Origin of the sequence: Dactylosporangium maewongense (assembly GCF_039531485.1) — a bacterium.
Lineage (GTDB): Bacteria > Actinomycetota > Actinomycetes > Mycobacteriales > Micromonosporaceae > Dactylosporangium > Dactylosporangium maewongense.
Genome location: NZ_BAAAQD010000009.1, coordinates 201,853 through 218,157 on the forward strand (window position 1 = coordinate 201,853; position 16,305 = coordinate 218,157).

A 16,305-nucleotide genomic window follows, 5' to 3' on the forward strand; every position below is an offset into this window, starting at 1 on the left:
CTGCGGTGGCGGTTGCGGTCCGGCCAGCGCTTTCCGTGATCCGGTAGACCTTGTGCACGCGGGAGTGCACGAAGTCTTCCGGATCATGTGAGAGGGGCGGCGAGGGTGGACAGGCGGGTGGTCAGGCCGGCGGCGGTGATGAGGTCCTCGTGGGTGCCGGGGGCGCCGCAGGCGTACGCGCCCGACACCGCGCCGGCCAGGGCGCACTCGGCGACGGGACGGCCGGCGAACCAGCGGCTCATGAAGGCGGTGCTGAAGGCGTCGCCCGCGCCGTTGCTGTCGACGACCGGGCGGTCCGGGGTGACGGCGGGGTAGCGGACGATGCGGCGGTCGGCGCGGTCGAGCACCTGGCAGCCGGCGGCGCCGCGGGTCGCCACGACGAGCGTCGCCCGGCCCGCGTCGAGGACGGTGCGCATGAGGTCGTCGATCCGGTCCGGGGCGGCCTCGGCGCTGAGGAACACCAGGTCGGCCTCGCGGGACAGGGCCAGGCCCCACTCCGATGTGCCGTCCCAGGCGTGGATGTCGGTCGAGGTCGTGATGCCCAGCCGGTGCGCCTCGCCGAACGCGGCGGCGGCCCGGCCCGCGGCGATGTGCACGTGCCGCGACTGCGCCAGGGCCGGCAGGTACGCGTCCGGCGGCAGGACGAGGTCGGCCGGGTGGCGCGGGTCGAAGAACGAGAACCGGCGGCCGGCGGCGTCGACCAGGTTGACGCTGCGGGGCGTGCCGTTCGGGGCGGGCAGGTGCGCGAAGTCGAGGCCGGCGGCCGCGTAGCGGGCCAGGATCTGCGCGCCCTGCGGGTCGTCGCCCAGGAAGTCGATGAACTTCGTCCGCAGCCCGAGCGCGTGGAACCCCAGCGCCACGCCGTTGCCGGAGTGGGCGACGTAGTCGCGGACGGGGTCGACATGCAGGTTGTCGCCGGGCGGGATGGCCAGGTCGGGGACGCGGACGATGGTGTCCACCCCCACGCCGCAGAGCACCAGGACGTCATAGGTCACGTGTCATTCAACCATGTCCACAGTGGACAGAAGCACCGCACGAACGGAGAAACACGGACGCCGGAAGAAGTGGCATCGTGACAGCGACGGCGTGTACCGGAAGGGGAGCGACATGGCACACATCGATCTCGGGGTCGACGAGAAGCAGTTCCCGGGCATCACGGGACCGATGCGGTTCCGCCCGGAGACCGCGAAGCCGCTCAACGAACTGGCCGAGGTGCTGCTGCGCGCACCGCACTCGCTGCCGGCGGGAGAGCGGGAGCTGATCGCCGCGTACGTGTCCGGGCGCAACGACTGCAACTTCTGCTGCGCGTCGCACTCGGCGTTCGCCGCGGTGCAGCTCGACGAGGGCTACACGCTCGTCGACCAGGTGCGCGCGGACCTCGACACCGCCCCGGTCTCGGCCAAGCTGCGGGCGCTGCTGCGCATCGCCGGCGCGGTGCAGGTCAGCGGCCGCCAGGTGACCACCGAGCTGGTCGAGGCCGCCCGCGCGGAGGGCGCGACCGACGTGGAGATCCACGACACGGTGCTCATCGCCGCCGCGTTCTGCATGTTCAACCGGTACGTGGACGGGCTCGGCACGTTCGCGCCCGAGGGCCGCGACGCCTACGCCGAGTCCGCCCGCCGCGTCGTCGAGGTCGGCTACGGCAACGCCATTCCGATGGACTGAGCAAACACAAGGGTGACCGAGCCCGATCCAACTGCGATCGTCGATGAATGGATCGTGAACGCCGCCTGCTCCTATCCGCGCAGCAACTCCTGGCAGACATGGTCGACCGGCTGGCCACGCTCGTCGCGTGCGAGTCGGCGCCGGGCTCGCTGCCCCATCTCGAATCCTGTGCCGACCTGCTCGCCCGCTGGGGCTCGCAGGTGCTCGGCCGGCCCGCCCGGCGGGTCGTGATCGACGGCCTGCCGCACCTGCTGTGGCCGGCCGCCGATCAGCGGGTGCTGCTCCTCGGCCACTTCGACACGGTCTTCCCGATCGGCACGACCAGGTCCAGGCCCTTCACCGTACAAGGGGACATCGCGACGGGTCCCGGCGTGCTCGACATGAAGGGCGGCATCGTGCAGATGCTCGCTGCGCTGCGCCTGGTCGAGGACACCTCGGCGGTCGGCGTGCTGCTCACCTGCGACGAGGAGACCGGGTCGGTGACGTCGCGGCCGCTGATCGAGGCCGAGGCGCGGCGCTCCGCCGCGGTGCTCGTCTGCGAGGCGGCCACGCCGGAGGGGCACGTGAAGGTGGCGAGGAAGGGCGGCTCGGTTTACAGCCTCACCATCCAGGGCCGCGCCGCGCACGCCGGCGTCGAGCCGCAGCGCGGGATCAACGCGACGGTCGAGGTGGCCCACCAGGTGCTCGCGCTGGGCCGGCTCGGCGTGGCCGACAGCGGCGGCACGTCCGTCACGCCCACCCTGCTGTCGGCCGGCACGACGACGAACACCGTGCCCGAGAGCGCCAGCCTGGCCGTCGACGTGCGGGCCTGGACGAGGGACGAGCTGGAGCGCGTCGACCACGCCATCCGCGGGCTGGTGCCGGTCCTGTCGGACGCGACCCTGGCGGTGGGCGGCGGGATCAACCGGTACCCGATGCCGGCGGAGCTCGCCCGCCCGCTGCTGGCCCTGGCCCGGTCGACCGCACGCCGGCTCGGCATCGCGGACCTCGCCGGGGCGTACGCGGCCGGCGCGTCCGACGGTAACTTCACCGCCGCGCTCGGCGTGCCGACCCTCGACGGCCTCGGCGCGGTCGGCGGTGGCGCGCACGCCGCCGACGAGTACATCCGCCTGGACCGCATGCCGGAGCGGGCCGCGCTGCTCGCCGGTCTCGTCGAAACGCTCGCCGCGGCCAGGCGTGCCGAGGCCGCGAAGGCGGGCGGGATCCCGTAACGTGCGTCGGCATGACCTCGGCGCAGCGCCCGGCATCGTCAGTCCCTCTGGTCGGCGTCGAGGAGGAGTTCCTCGTCGTCGACGCGTCCAGGGGTGAGGTGGTCCCGGAGGCCGCGACGGTCGTCGACGCGGCCCGCCCCGCCCTCGGCGCCAGGGTCGGCGGTGAGATCACCAAGCTGCAGGTCGAGACCCGCACCGACCCGTGCCATAGCGTCGACGACCTCGCCGCGCAGCTCGCCGACGGGCGCGCCGCCGTGCAGGCCGCGGCCGTGCGAGCGGGCCTGCGGGTGATCGCGAGCGGCTCGCCCGTGCTCGGCCGGGCCGTGCCGCCGCCCATCACCGAGGGTCCCCGGCAGGACCGCGGCAACGCCACCTTCCGCGGGCTGCACGACGAGCTCGCGATCTGCGCCGTCCACGTCCACGTGGAGGAGCCCGACCGGGACCGCGCCGTGCTGATCGGCAACCACCTGCGCCCGCACCTGCCGGTGCTGATCGCGCTCACGGCCAACTCGCCGTACTGGGCCGAGCGGGACACCGGCTACGCGAGCTGGCGCAGCGTGACGTGGGGGCGCTGGCCCGTGGCCGGCCCGCCGCCGTTCCTGACCTCCGCGCGCCAGTACGACGACCACGTGGACATGCTGCTCGACGCGGGCGCGCTGGTCGACCGGGGCACGATCTTCTGGGACCTGCGGCTGTCGGCGAACCACCCCACCCTGGAGGTCCGGGTGGCCGACGTGCCCGTCACCGCCGACGAGTCCGCGGCGCTCGCGGCGCTGGTGCGGGCGCTCGTCGTCGTCGCCGGCGACGCCGTGGACAAGGGCGACGAGGGGCCGAGGCCGCTCGCTGAGCTGATGCGGCTGTCGTACTGGCGGGCCGCCCGCGACGGGATGGGCGGCCACGGGGTCGACGTCGCCACCGGGCGGCTGCTGCCCGCGGCGGCGCTGGCCGAGCGCCTCGTTGCGCTCGCCCGGCCGGCGCTGGACGAGGCGGGCGACCGCGCGCGGGTCGAGGACTGGCTGGCGCGGCTCGCCACCGGCGGCGACGGCGCCACCCGCCAGCGCGCCGCCGCGGCGCGGCGCGACCGGCTCACCGACGTCGTCGACGACCTCGCCGCCCACACCGCCCCCGGCGTACCCCTGGCATCGATGACAGTCGAAGAGAGCACGTCCGCATAGCGACGAACCGCACCGGCCTCCGCGACGCTGGAGGGGCCGGGCGCCGCCTGGGCGACCGGCCGACCCTCACAGGGAGGCCACAGGTGACCGACACAGAACTGCTCGCCACCGTCCCGATCCGGCACGACCGCAGGCCACCGGCGGACATGGTCCGCGCGGCGGAGGTGTTCGCGGAGCGGATGGCGCAGCGCCGTTCCGTGCGGGACTTCGCCGCCGACCCGGTGCCGGACGGGGTGATCGAGGCCGCGATCCGCGCCGCCTCGACCGCGCCCAGCGGCGCGAACGTGCAGCCGTGGCGGTTCGTCGTGCTGACGGACCCGGCCCGCAAGCGCCGGCTGCGCGAGGCGGCGGAGGCGGAGGAGCGCGAGTTCTACGAGCGTCGCGCCCCTCAGGAGTGGCTGGGTGCGCTCTCCGCGCTCGGCACCGACTGGCACAAGCCGTTCCTGGAGACCGCACCCGCCGTCATCGTCGTGTTCGAGGTGCACCGGGGACCGCACAGCCCGAAGCCGTACTACGTCAAGGAGTCCGTCGGCATCGCGGTCGGCCTGCTGATCACCGCGCTGCACCACGCCGGCCTGGTCACCCTGACGCACACGCCCAGCCCGATGCGGTTCCTCAACGAGGTGTGCGAGCGCCCGCCGGAGGAGCGCCCGTACGTGGTGATGCCCGTCGGCTACCCCGCGCCGGACGCCCGCGTCCCGGACCTGACCCGCAAACCCCTCGAGGAGGTCATGGTCCGCTGGTGAAGTCCTTGGCCAGGAAATCCACGAGCGGCTCGACGTGCCGGTCGGGGCGCCGCCACTCCGCGAGGAGGTCCTCCAGCAGGTGCTGCTCGGCGACCAGCTCCGTGCCGCGGTACCGGCGGATCACCGGGTGGATGAAGGCGCTCTCCCTGGCCCGGTCGGGGGTGGGGTGGCGCTCGATGGCGAAGACGTCGCCGTAGTCGTCCCGCCCCCAGCGCAGCGCGAGCGTGTACCAGTGCCGGGCGTCCGCGAACCGGTCCACGGCGTAGTCCTCGGGCAGGTCCTCGTAGTGGTGGAAGTCGCCGGTGTCCTCGTCGCGGACGAAGACGTCGCACAGGTACTCGAACTGGGTCCACAGCGCCGAGCTCCAGTTGACCCGGTCGAGCATCAGCTCCGCCAGCGACCCGGGGTCGGCCGGCGTCGCCGCGCGGGGCAGCGGCACGCCCTCGTAGCGCTCCCGCAGGATCCGGGTGAAGGTCCGTAGGTTGTACCGGAAGCCGTCGATGAACGGCGACGACGCGTGCTTCACGTCCCGCGCCTGCGCGATGGTGCCGGCGAAGTACAGGCCGTTGACGTTGCTGGACTGCCAGTCGGGGCGCAGCCCGGGCATCCGCCCGTCGCGGATCATCTGCGGGCTCGTGGTCTCGTCGAAGATGCCGGTGTCCATCTGGAAGCCGGTGCAGCGCAGCACCGTGTGGTAGTCGAGGACGGCGGTCTCGCCCTCGGCGTGCGTGTACGTGATCGACACCTGGAAGCGCCCGTCGACGGGACGGATCTCGTCGATCGTGCAGTCCAGCACCGAGTGCAGCGTCTTGAACTGGTAGCTGTCGAGGATCGCGCCGTACTGCCCGCGGACGTCCCCGGGATGCTTGGTGTTCCACGCGAGCCGCAGCGGCTGCCGGCTGGCGAGGTGCACCATCGACGCGCGCCCGAGGATCGCCGACGCGGTCTCGAACGCCGAGTTGCCCTTGCCGATGATCAGCACCCGCTGGTTGTCGTATGCCTTCGGGTCGATGTCCATGTCCTCGTACCCGACGGCGTGCTCGATGCCCTTGATGGCGGGCACGAACGGCGCTCCCCAGCCGGCCGCGACGATCACGCACGCCGCGCGCACGTCACCCTGCGCCGTGCGCACCGTGAACCCGTCACCCGTCTTGGTGATCCGCTCGACCGTCGTGCCGAACCGGATGTTGAGCCGGTGCACCCGCTGGAACTCCGCGAGGTAGCCGACCAGGTCGTCGGCCGCCGGCAGGTACTCCTCGCTGAACTTCGGGAACAGCAGCTCCGGGTCGTCGTTGAGCAGGGAGTTCCAGTCCCACCGCAGCCGGATCTCCGGGTCGGTGCTGTCGGTGTGCACCTTGTTCAGCGAGATGAGCCGCCGGTGCCGGGGGAACTTCGTGAAGAACCCGCCCGGTGCGTCTCCGCTCTCGAGTGTCAGGTAGTCGGCACCGTGCTGCTGCAGGTAGTAGCTCAGTTGAACTCCGGCGGGTCCCGCCCCGACGATGACGTACCTGTGCTCGCTGCTGGCCATCCGTAGCCCTTCCGCAGATCGACGGCGATGCGTTGCACCGACCTTGGCGGCGGAGGGCGACACGTGTCAAGGCTCACGCGGCCATGCGGGACCAGCTGTCGTAGTCATGGATCGCGATGCCGTTGAAGGAGGTGTACCGCGCCGCCTCTGTGTCCACTGTGGACAGTGCGGCGGACAGGGCGGACCTGGTGCCCGGGGCGAACGTGCAGTAGGCGCAGTCGGCCAGGGGCTGAGTCTCCGCGGCGAGGCGCACCGGGCGGCCGGCGCTCTGCCCGCGGGCGAGCAGGTCCGTGCCGACACCGACGACGCCCGCCGCGCTGTCGCGGTACGACATGACCGTGATCGCGTGCACCCTCGCGATGACGGCGTCGGCGAGGTTGCCCTTGCCCGCGGGCACGGTCGCGAGCCAGAAGGGCACGTCCGCGTCGAGCGGCTCCGGGCCGGCGGTGCGGACCGCGTCGAGCATCGCCAGGTAACCGGCGACGATCCGCGGCTGGTCGGTGGTCCAGCCGGGCAGCAGGTACGGCTCGACGTCCAGGTGGATCCCGTCGAAGAGGCCGGTCGCCGTGGCCCGCTCGCGCCAGGCGACGGCCGACGCGGGGTCGAGGGCCCAGGACGGGTCGCCGCCGAGGGCGGAGAGCCGGATGCCGGCGGCGCGCGTGCGGGTCCGCAGGTCCTTCAGCCGGGCGAGCTGCGCGGCGGTCGGCTGCCACGGCACCGCCACGAAGATCTCCGTGATGCGCTGGCCGGTGGCCCACGGCACGACGGCCGCCGGATCGGCCTGCGACCACAACCACATCGCCCGGGAGCTGGCCATGGTCTTCGCCTTCGAATCGGTCGTGGTCCTCGTGGCCGGCGTGGCCGGCGTTGCGGCGGCCGGCTTCGTCGCGGCCGGTTTCGCGGCGGCCGGTTTCGCGGCGGCCGGTTTCGCGGCGGCCGGTTTCGTCGCGGCGGGTTTCGTCGCGGTGGGCTTGTTCGTGGCGGCGGACGCCGCGGTCGGGGCGAGGGTCAGCCCGACCGTCAGCGCCGCGGCCACCGCCCACAACTTCCGTGCCATGCCCGACCTCCGTGCCCGCCGTTGTGCGTGAGGGGCAAGCGTCACGGCCGGCCGTTGCGGGCAGGTGGCGGGCACGGTCCCGGACCGGTTCGATCCGGTTGCCGTGCCACGGGTCGGGCACATCCCGTGATACTGCGCCGCCCGCGACGTGCGGCCGGCCGGATCCCGGTGACCGGCCGGCCGACACGTGCGGGGTGTTGTTACGGGGTGCAGCAGGTCATGGCGTACACCTGGAACTCGAACAACGAGTAGCCGTAGGTCGTCGCGCGCTGGGTGCCGAGGACGCGGACATAGCGGCCCGACCCGCTCGCGTTGAGCGTCTGCACGCCGCCCGTGCCCGTCGTCGTGGAGTAGATCGTCGTCCAGGTGGTGCCGTCGGTGGATGTCTGCACCTGGAACGCCTTCGCGTAGGCGGCCTCCCAGTTCAGCACGACCTTGTTGACGTTCATGACGGCGCCCAGGTCGACCTGCAGCCACTGCGGGTCGCTGAACGCGCTCGACCAGCGGGTGCTGCCGCTGCCGTCGGTGGCGTTCGCCGCGGCGGTGCCGGCGTTCTCCGTTGACGAGGCGGTCGTCGGCCTGCCCTGCGAGACCAGGGTCCCGCCGGTGTTGCTGCCCGGCGTGCCGTTGACCGACATCTCCCACAGCGAGTAGCCGTACGCGGTGCCGCGCTGTGTGCCGTACATGCGCACGTACCGGCCGGAGCCGTTCACGTTCCAGACGTCGGTGCCGCCGTCGCCCGTCGTCGTCGCGGCGATGTCGACCCACGTCAGCTGGTCGTTGGAGGTCTGGATCCTGTACGCCTTGCCGTACGCCGCCTCCCAGTTGAGGGCGACGTTGGTGATGTTGTACGTCTGGCCCAGGTCCACCTGGAGCCACTGCGGGTCGCTGAACGCGCTCGACCAGCGGGTGTTCAGGTTGCCGTCGGTGGCGCAGGCCGGGCAGCCCGCCCCGCCCTCGTTCGAGGACGCCGTGGTCGGCTTGCCCAGCGCGACGTTGCCGGTCGGCTGGCTGCCGGGGCCCTTGTTGTACACGGCGACCCAGTCGATGTTCAGCTGCCCGCCGGAGACCGTGGCGGCGTTGGGCCCGCCGCCGAACGCGTCGGGGAAGCCGCCGCCGATCGCCAGGTCGTAGATGATGAAGAACGGGTGGTGCACCGCGTTGGCCCAGGTGGTGGCGTCGACCCGGGTCGCCGGCAGGGTGAAGTACAGCGCGCCGTCCAGGTACCAGCGGATCTCCTCCGGCGACTTCGACCGGTCGATCTCCACCGCGTACGTGTGGTAGCCGGTCTGGCAGCCGGCGCACGGCCGCTCGCCGCTGCCGAGCCCGGTCGACTCGTTGCACGGCCCGCCCGGGTTGACCCCGCAGTGCAGCGTGCCGAACGTCGAGCTGCGCCCGTTGATGTCCTCCATGATGTCGATCTCGCCGCTGGTCGGCCAGCTGGTCCCGGTCCGCAGCGTGGAGCCGAGCATCCAGAACGCGGGCCAGTAGCCGGCGCCGTTCGCGGTCGTCACGTCCGGCTGCTGGAGCGAGGACTCCATCCGCACGACGCCGCCGGGCTCGGCGCCGAACGTCGCGGCCTGCGTCTCGATCCGGCCCGACGTCCAGCCGGCCCGCGGGTCGGTCCCCGAGTGCAGCGCCCGCAGCGCCAGGTGACCGTTGCCGTCGTGGAACACGTTGGTGGTGCTGCTGGTCATCGTCTCGATCTCGCCGGTGCCGAAGCTGCTGCCCGGCCCGGTGTCGTACTTCCAGTTGGCGGTGTTGACGCCGGTGCCGGCGGCGGCGCCGAAGTCGTCGCTCCAGGTCAGCGTGAAGCCTGCCGGCGGCGCGGGCACGGCGGCCGCCGCGGCCTGCACCGTGCCGGCGGTGGTCGCGGCGTTCGCGACGGCGGTGATCGCCACCAGGGCGACTGTGGCGGCGACTGTGGCGGCGGCGGTGCCGGCGGCGACCCACCCGCGGAAGCGGCGCTTCGGGGCGGGCGCGTGCGGTGGTGTGTGCACTTCGTGCGGGTCGTTCATGCGGAATCTCCTCAGGCGGGGGTGTCCACGAGCGGCGGAGTCCTGCCGATGGGCGCGACGATGCGGCCGATGGCGGGTCGGCGGGCGGTGCCGGGACGTCCGGGCGGGTGGACGCGGACCGTGTGATTGGCCACGGTCGATGCGTTGAAGCTGAGAGAGCGCTCTCCCGGCACCGTACAACGCGCGGCGCCGGGTGGAAACCCTCGTTCTGCGCGCGGCGGGGCACAATCGGGGACGTGCGGATCGGGGTGCTGGGGCCGCTCGAGGTGCGGGCCACGTCCGGCGCGCCCGTCGAGATCGGCGGTGCGCGGCTGCGGGTGCTGGTCACGCTGCTCGCGCTGGACGCCGGGCGGCCGGTCACCGGCGCCCGCCTCGCCGACGGCATCTGGGGCGGCACCCCGCCGGGCGACGCCACCAACGCCCTGCAGTCCCTCGTGTCCCGGCTGCGCCGGATCCTGCCTGACGGGATGCTGCTCGCCCGCCCTTCCGGCTACCAGCTCGACGTCGACCCCCGCGACGTCGACCACCTCCTGTTCGCCGACCTGGTCGAGCGCGCCAGGGCGCTGCTGGCCGAGGACCCGGCCGCCGCGGTGCGCCTGTTCCGCGACGCGGAGGCGCTGTGGCGAGGCCCGGCGCTCGAGGACGCGGGGGAGGCGCCGCTCGTGCTCGCCCGGCGGGCCACGCTCGACGAGCTGCGCCTGGCCGCGACGGAGGACCGGACCGCCGCCGAGCTGTCCCTCGGCCGCCGCGTCGTGGCCGACCTGGAGGCCGCCGTCGCCGCCCACCCGCTCCGGGAGCGCCTCGTCGACCTGCTGATGCGCGCCCTGCACGCCGAGGGCCGCACCGCCGACGCGCTGCGCGCTTACACCCGCTGCCGCGAGACCCTCGCCGAGGAGCTGGGCGCCGACCCGTCCCCGGCGCTGACCTCCACCTACCTGACGATCCTCCGCAGCGCCCCACCCGGCCACCACGCGGCGGAGCCGCCGCAGATGCCGGGGGAGGCCGCGCCGGAGGAGTCCGCGGCGAACGGGGTGGGGAACCTGCGGGCGCCGCTGACCAGCTTCGTCGGGCGGGCGGAGGAGCTGCGGGCGCTGCGGGGCACGCTCGCCACGGCGCGGCTGGTGACGCTGGTCGGGCCCGGGGGAGCGGGCAAGACGCGGCTGGCGACCGAGGCCGGGCGGGCCGCCGCGCCGCGGGACGGGGTGTGGATCGTCGAGCTGGCCAACGTCACGGACCCCGCGGACGTCGTGCAGGCGGTGTGGACCGGGCTGGGCATGCGGGACCCGTCGGCGGCGGCCGGGCCCGTCCGGCGGGCGACGGTGGCACTGCCGAGGATCGCGGAGGCTCTGTCGTACCGGCGGATCCTCCTCATCCTCGACAACTGTGAGCACGTCGTCGAGGCCGCCGCGGCGCTCGCGGACCGGCTCCTCGGCGACTGCCCGGACCTGCGCGTGCTCGCCACCAGCAGGGAGCCGCTCGGCATCACCGGGGAGGTGCTGCTGCCGGTCGGGCCGCTGCCCGCGGACGCGCTGGACTCGGCGGCGGTGCGGCTGCTGTCGGACCGGGCGGCCGCGGTACGGCCGGGCTTCCGGCTGGACGGATCCGCCCTCCGGATCTGCCGGGCCCTGGACGGGATGCCCCTGGCGATCGAGCTGGCGGCGGCGCGCTGCCGGTCGATGACCGCGGCGCAGGTCGCGGACCGGCTCGACGACCGGTTCCGGCTGCTGACCCGGGGGAGCCGCACCGCGCTGCCGCGCCACCAGACGCTGCGGGCCGTCGTCGACTGGAGCTGGGACCTGCTCACCGAGCCCGAGCGGGCGATGCTGCGCCGGCTCGCCGTCTTCCCCGGCGGGGCGACCCTGGAGGCGGCCGCGGCCGTCTGCGACCCGGACGGCGCGCTCGGCGACCCGGTCGAGCTGGTCGCCGCGCTGGTCGACAAGTCGCTGCTGGTGGAGACCGGCGGGCGGTACGGGATGCTGGAGACCATCCGCGCCTACGGCCTGCAGCGCCTCGACGAGCAGGGCGAGACCGCGCGGCTGCGGCACCGGCACGCGACCTGGTTCCTGGCGCTCGCCGACCGGCTCGAGCCGACGCTGCGCACCGCCGGGCAGCTGGAGTCCCTCGCCGTGCTGTCCGCCGAGCACGACAACCTGCACGGCGCGCTGCGCCGCGCGATCGCCGACGGGGACGCCGACCTCGCCGTCCGGTTCGTGCTGGTCCTCAGCTGGTACTGGTGGATGCGCGGGCACCGGGTCGAGGGCGGCGCCCTGGCCGTCGCCGCCCTCGCGCTCGACGGGCCGTGCGACCCTGGGGCGCGCGCGATGGCGTGCGGGGTCGCCGCCGTCAACGGGTTCGACGGCGTCGGCGAGGCCTCGCAGGTGAACGAGTGGTTCGACGAGGCGTTCGCCCATCAGGGCGACCACCCGATGTTCCGGCTGTTCCAGGCCGTCGCGATGCTGTTCCGTCAGGGGTCGAGCGAGGCCACCCTCGACCGCATCGGCGCGCTCCTCGACGACCCCGACCCGTGGCTGTCGAGCCTCGGGCAGCTGCTGCTGTGCCACGCGGAGATGAACGTCGGCATCCCGTACGACGCCGCGGTCGAGCGCTTCGACCGCGCGCTCGCCGGGTTCCGGGCGATCGGGGAGCGGTGGGGGATGGCGGCGTCGCTGCAGTCGCTCGGTGAGATCCACGCCCGGCGCGGCGACTACGCGACCGCCGCCGGGCACATCGAGGAGGGGCTGCGCCTGTTCGACGTGCTCGGCGCCACCGAGGACCGGCCGCCCGCCGAGGTGCGGCTCGCCCAGCTGTACGAGCTGCTCGGCCGCGCGGACGAGGCGGAGGCGATGCTGGACCGGGCGCGGCACACGGCGCTCAAGGTCGGGTTGCCCGACGGGATCGCCTACGTCGAGTACGTGCACGCCGACCGGGCGCTGCGGGCCGGCCGGCTCGCCGACGCCCGGCAGCGGTTCGACCGTGCGGCCGAGGTGCTCGGCGCCGACCGCGCCTCGCCGCAGCTGCTCGCGGCCGTCCACGGTGGACTGGCGGTGGTGCGCGCCCGGGAAGGTGCGACGGCGGCCGCCCGTACCATGGCCGCAGTGGCTCTTGAACACGCCCGCGACGCGTTCGACGGGCCCGTCGCCGGAGCCGTGCTCGAGGACGCGGCGGAGGTCCTGCTGCTCGGCGGTGACCCGGCCACGGCCGTGACGCTGCTCACGGCGGCCCGGAAGACCCGCGGCGGCCCCGACCGCACCCGCCCGCACGTCGCCACGCTCACGACGGACGCCGAGGCCGCCCTGCCGGTCGCGGAGCGTGCCGCGGCGGTCGCCAGAGGTCACGCCCTGTCGATCGAGACGGCGGTTGATCTCCTGTAAATGGTTTGAAAATGCCCCGCGTCGCGGCGCAGGCTGAGAGGCCGCCAACACGATCCGGGGGGATCCACCATGCGCCTGCTCCGTGACCTGTGGGCCACGTCGCCGCGCCGCACCGGTTTCGTGGTGTTCCTGGTCGTCCTCGGCGCCGCCGGTCAGGCCCTCGCCGCCGGCGTCGCCGGATCGGTCCTGATCCATCGATCATGGACCATGTTCGTGGTCCTCGCGGTGGCGCTCTTCGCCGCCGTGGCCACCGACCTCCTCGTCGGGCTCATCATGGCCAGGGTCACCGCCGACTGGTCCGCCGACGTGCGCCGGCGGCTGTGCCGGGTCGCGTTCGGCCAGGACCTGCCGACCCTGGAGACCACGCCGGTCGGCGAGCTGCTCGACCGCATCGACGGCGACGTCTACCAGGTCGGCTCCGAGCTGCGCGGCAGCGGCGTGCGGATCGCGCAGTCGATCGCGTTCGGCGTGCTGTCGATCGGCACCACCTTGTACGTCTGGTGGCCCGCCGGCGTCGGCATGATCGTGCTCGTCGCCGGCCTCACCGCCGTGCTGCGCAAGCCGACGTCGAAGATCGGCACCGCCCGCATGGGCGAGGAGGAGGCCTGGTCCGACCTCGCCGCCTTGATGGAGGAGTCCATCCACGGCCAGGACGACGTGCGCACCAGCCTCGCCCGTCCCTACGTCCTGCGCCTGTACGCCCGGCGCGCCAGCGTCGTGCTCGAGCGCGGCCGCCAGGTCTGGACCCGCTCCGGCGCGGTCACGGCCGTCGCCGCCGGGACCGTCCGGGCCGGCATCGCGGTCATCGTCGTCGCCGGGCTGTGGGCAATGACCTCCGGCCACATCGACGGCGCTCGCCTCACCGCCGTGTGGCTGCTCGCCCTCGGCTTCGGCGCGACCGTCGAGCACACCAGCCGGATGGTGCCGGAGCTGCAGTACGCGCTGGGCGCCTGGGGCCGGGTGCTCCTGCTGCGCGACTCGCGGCAGGAGCCGCTCGGGGGTGCCGCGCCCGCGCCCGGCGACCTCGTCGTGCGGGACCTGACCTTCCGGTACGGGGCGGACTCCACGGCGCGGGCCGCGCTGCGCGACGTCAGCCTCACGTTCGCGCGGGGGCGTTCGTATGCCCTCATCGGCCGGACCGGATCGGGCAAGTCGACCCTGGCGAAGGTGCTGACCCGCGCCGTCGAACTGCCCCGCGGCACCGTCTTCCTCGGCGGCACCGACCTGCTCGACCTCGACATCGAGGCGCTGCGCCGCTGGATCGCCGTCGTGCCGCAGCGCACCGAGATCCTCGCCGGCACCCTCGCGGAGAACATCGCCCTCTTCGACCCCGCGCTGCTTCCCCGGGCCGCCTCCGCGCTGGAGGAGCTCGGCCTCACGTCGTGGGTCGCCGAGCTGCCGGACGGGATCGACACCAAGCTCGGCGAGGGCGGCCACGCGCTGTCCGCCGGGCAGGAGCAGCTCGTCGCGTTCGCCCGCATCGTCGTGCGCGACCCGCAGGTCGTCATCCTCGACGAGGCCACCGCGCGGCTCGACCCGGTCACCGAGGCGCAGGTCCAGCGGGCCACCGACCGGCTGCTCGTCGGGCGCATCGGCATCATCGTCGCGCACCGGCTGTCCTCCGTACGCCGCTGCGACGAGGTCGTGGTCCTCGCCGACGGCGCCGTCGTGGAGGCCGGCCCCATGTCGTCCTCGACCCGGTTCGCCTCGCTGCTGGCTTCTTCTGAGGTCCGTGTCACCGTGCCCGCGTCTTCCTCGTCGGTCGCGGTGCTCGATGCGCCGCCGCCGTTGGAAGGTTCGCTGGTCTCCGCCGTCACGGACAAAACGGACCCGCCGCCGCTGCCGAAGCTGCCGCGCGCCCGCACGCTGTGGAACATCTACAAGCTCGCCACCAACGACGCCCGGTTCGGCCTGGTCTCCGTCGCCATGTTCTCCCTCATGGTGTTCCTCGGCCTCGACGGCTCGGTGCTGCCGTGGCTGTGGGCCGACCTCGTCGACGGCACCGGCGACCTGCTGTGGCCGGCCGTCGGGATCGTCGCCGGCCTCCTGCTGCCGTTGCCGCTGCCGTACTACACCGGCAAGTGGTTCCCCGAGTGGTGGGTCAGGCAGCTGCTGCGCATCAGCCTGCGGCTCGTGCACGGCCAGACCGGCCCGCGCCGGGTCAGCAGCCACACGCCCGCCGAGGTCGTCGCGCAGGGCGGCGACACCGAACGCGTCGTCGTGCTCGCCGACAACCTCATCGACCAGTGGATCTGCGCCTTCGTCCTGGTCTCGATGACCCTCGTCTCGGGCTCCCTGGTGCCGGCCGCGTTCATGGCCGCCACGATCGTCGTCTCGGGCCTCACCGCCACCCTCTTCGGCCCCGTGCTGAAACGCTCGGCGACCTTCACGGTGGCGGCGCGCGCCGCGTTCGCCACCGCACTCGTCTCGTCGCTGTCCGCCGCCCGCACGGTGAAGCTCGCCGGCGCCACCAGCCCCGTCCTGGACCACCTCGCCAAGCTCGACGAGATCCGCAGCGCCCGGCAGCGCTGGGAGATCTCGATGCAGGTCTGGGCCCGCTCCACCCCCGCCATCGCCAGCGGCCTGCTGCCGATCGGGGCCTGGGCGCTGCTGCTCACCGGCCACCTCACGCCGGGCGCCACCCTCGTCGCCGTGTCCACCCTGGGCTCGGCCCGCTGGTTCGCGTGGACGACCGCGTCGCTGGTCTCGCAGCTGCCCTCCGCCCGCGTCTGGACCCGCCGCACCGTCGCGATGACCGGCGAGGGGGAGTACGCGGCGCAGGTCCCCGGCGTCGACCTGTCGCTGGGCACCGCACCGGCCCCGGTCGCGCCGCCGCGCCGCCCGCTGCGCCGCCTCGACCTCGACGGCTTCACCGCCGTCCACGAGGACGGCACCGTCGCCGTGCGCGACCTCGACCTCACCGTCTCCCGCGGCGAGCTCGTCCTCGTCGTCGGCCCCGTCGGCTCCGGCAAGTCCTCGCTCCTGCGCGCCCTGGCCGGCATCGTCCACCACACCGGCGCCCTGCGCTGGAACGGTGAGCCCGTCACCGAACCCGAGATGTTCCTGCGCCCCAACCAGATCGGCTACGTCGCCCAGCTCCCGCGCGTGCTGTCCGGCACCGTCGCCGACAACATCAGCCTCGGCCACGAGGTCGACCCCGACGACGCCGTCTCCACCGCGCAGCTCACCCACGACCTCGCCGCCGCCGGCGCCGGCCTGGGCCTGCTCATCGGCCACAAGGGCACCCGCCTGTCCGGCGGCCAGCTCCAGCGCCTCGCCCTCGCCCGCGCCCTGGCTCCCCGCACCGAGCTCCTCATCGCCGACGACGTGTCCTCCGCCCTCGACGTCACGACGGAGCTCGCCCTCTGGCGCGCTCTGCGCGCCCACGGCGTCACGGTGATCGGCTCCACCTCCAAGCGCGCCGCCCTCACCCAGGCCGACCGCGTCGTCGTCCTCCTCGACGGCACCGCCGCCGCCCAGGGCACCTGGCACGACCTGGAACCCCACTGGGGCCACCTAGCCGGCTGAGCCTTC

Annotated in this window: 10 protein-coding genes; 6 read left to right on the top strand and 4 right to left on the bottom strand. The window is 73.9% G+C overall.

Features of this window, described 5'->3' with window-relative positions:
• Nucleotides 1-83 precede the first annotated feature (83 nt).
• On the bottom strand, nucleotides 84-995 hold the full coding sequence (locus tag ABD332_RS23550) for a carbohydrate kinase family protein (RefSeq protein WP_344504222.1): 912 nt from the start codon (nucleotides 993-995) through the stop codon (nucleotides 84-86).
• Nucleotides 996-1,107: 112 nt separating this feature from the next.
• On the opposite strand from ABD332_RS23550, the gene ABD332_RS23555 reads away from it, so the two are divergent.
• The 4 genes from ABD332_RS23555 (at nucleotide 1,108) to ABD332_RS23570 (ending at nucleotide 4,797) form a co-directional block, all read left to right on the top strand.
• The gene (locus tag ABD332_RS23555; RefSeq protein WP_344504223.1) at nucleotides 1,108-1,665 is read left to right on the top strand and encodes a carboxymuconolactone decarboxylase family protein; all 558 of its coding nucleotides are present in this window, start codon (nucleotides 1,108-1,110) and stop codon (nucleotides 1,663-1,665) included.
• A 47-nt stretch (nucleotides 1,666-1,712) separates the two neighbouring features.
• The gene (locus ABD332_RS23560; protein ID WP_344504224.1) at nucleotides 1,713-2,876 is read left to right on the top strand and encodes a M20/M25/M40 family metallo-hydrolase; all 1,164 of its coding nucleotides are present in this window, start codon (nucleotides 1,713-1,715) and stop codon (nucleotides 2,874-2,876) included.
• An 11-nt stretch (nucleotides 2,877-2,887) separates the two neighbouring features.
• Nucleotides 2,888-4,051 (top strand): carboxylate-amine ligase, encoded by a 1,164-nt coding sequence (locus ABD332_RS23565; protein WP_344504225.1) that lies wholly within the window; start codon nucleotides 2,888-2,890, stop codon nucleotides 4,049-4,051.
• Between the two features lie 146 nt (nucleotides 4,052-4,197).
• A complete protein-coding gene (locus ABD332_RS23570) occupies nucleotides 4,198-4,797 on the top strand; it encodes a nitroreductase family protein (protein ID WP_344504443.1) in 600 nt (199 codons plus the stop codon).
• On the opposite strand, the gene ABD332_RS23575 is transcribed toward ABD332_RS23570, so the two are convergent.
• The 3 genes from ABD332_RS23575 to ABD332_RS23585 all read right to left on the bottom strand — a co-directional run bounded on the left by ABD332_RS23575 (nucleotide 4,781) and on the right by ABD332_RS23585 (nucleotide 9,400).
• Complete coding sequence (locus tag ABD332_RS23575; protein ID WP_344504226.1) at nucleotides 4,781-6,325, bottom strand: NAD(P)-binding domain-containing protein; 1,545 nt, start codon at nucleotides 6,323-6,325, stop codon at nucleotides 4,781-4,783. The two genes, ABD332_RS23570 and ABD332_RS23575, sit on opposite strands and share 17 nt — an antisense overlap.
• Nucleotides 6,326-6,398: 73 nt before the next feature.
• Entirely contained in the window at nucleotides 6,399-7,382 is a 984-nt protein-coding gene (locus tag ABD332_RS23580) for a hypothetical protein (RefSeq protein ID WP_344504227.1), read from the bottom strand.
• A gap of 200 nt (nucleotides 7,383-7,582) precedes the next feature.
• On the bottom strand, nucleotides 7,583-9,400 hold the full coding sequence (locus ABD332_RS23585; RefSeq protein WP_344504228.1) for a discoidin domain-containing protein: 1,818 nt from the start codon (nucleotides 9,398-9,400) through the stop codon (nucleotides 7,583-7,585).
• Nucleotides 9,401-9,636: 236 nt separating this feature from the next.
• Here ABD332_RS23585 and ABD332_RS23590 point away from each other — a divergent pair, with 236 nt between their 5' ends.
• Both ABD332_RS23590 and ABD332_RS23595 read left to right on the top strand, forming a co-directional pair.
• Entirely contained in the window at nucleotides 9,637-12,771 is a 3,135-nt protein-coding gene (locus tag ABD332_RS23590) for an AfsR/SARP family transcriptional regulator (RefSeq protein WP_344504229.1), read from the top strand.
• A gap of 69 nt (nucleotides 12,772-12,840) precedes the next feature.
• Entirely contained in the window at nucleotides 12,841-16,299 is a 3,459-nt protein-coding gene (locus tag ABD332_RS23595) for an ATP-binding cassette domain-containing protein (RefSeq protein WP_344504230.1), read from the top strand.
• Nucleotides 16,300-16,305: the final 6 nt, after the last annotated feature.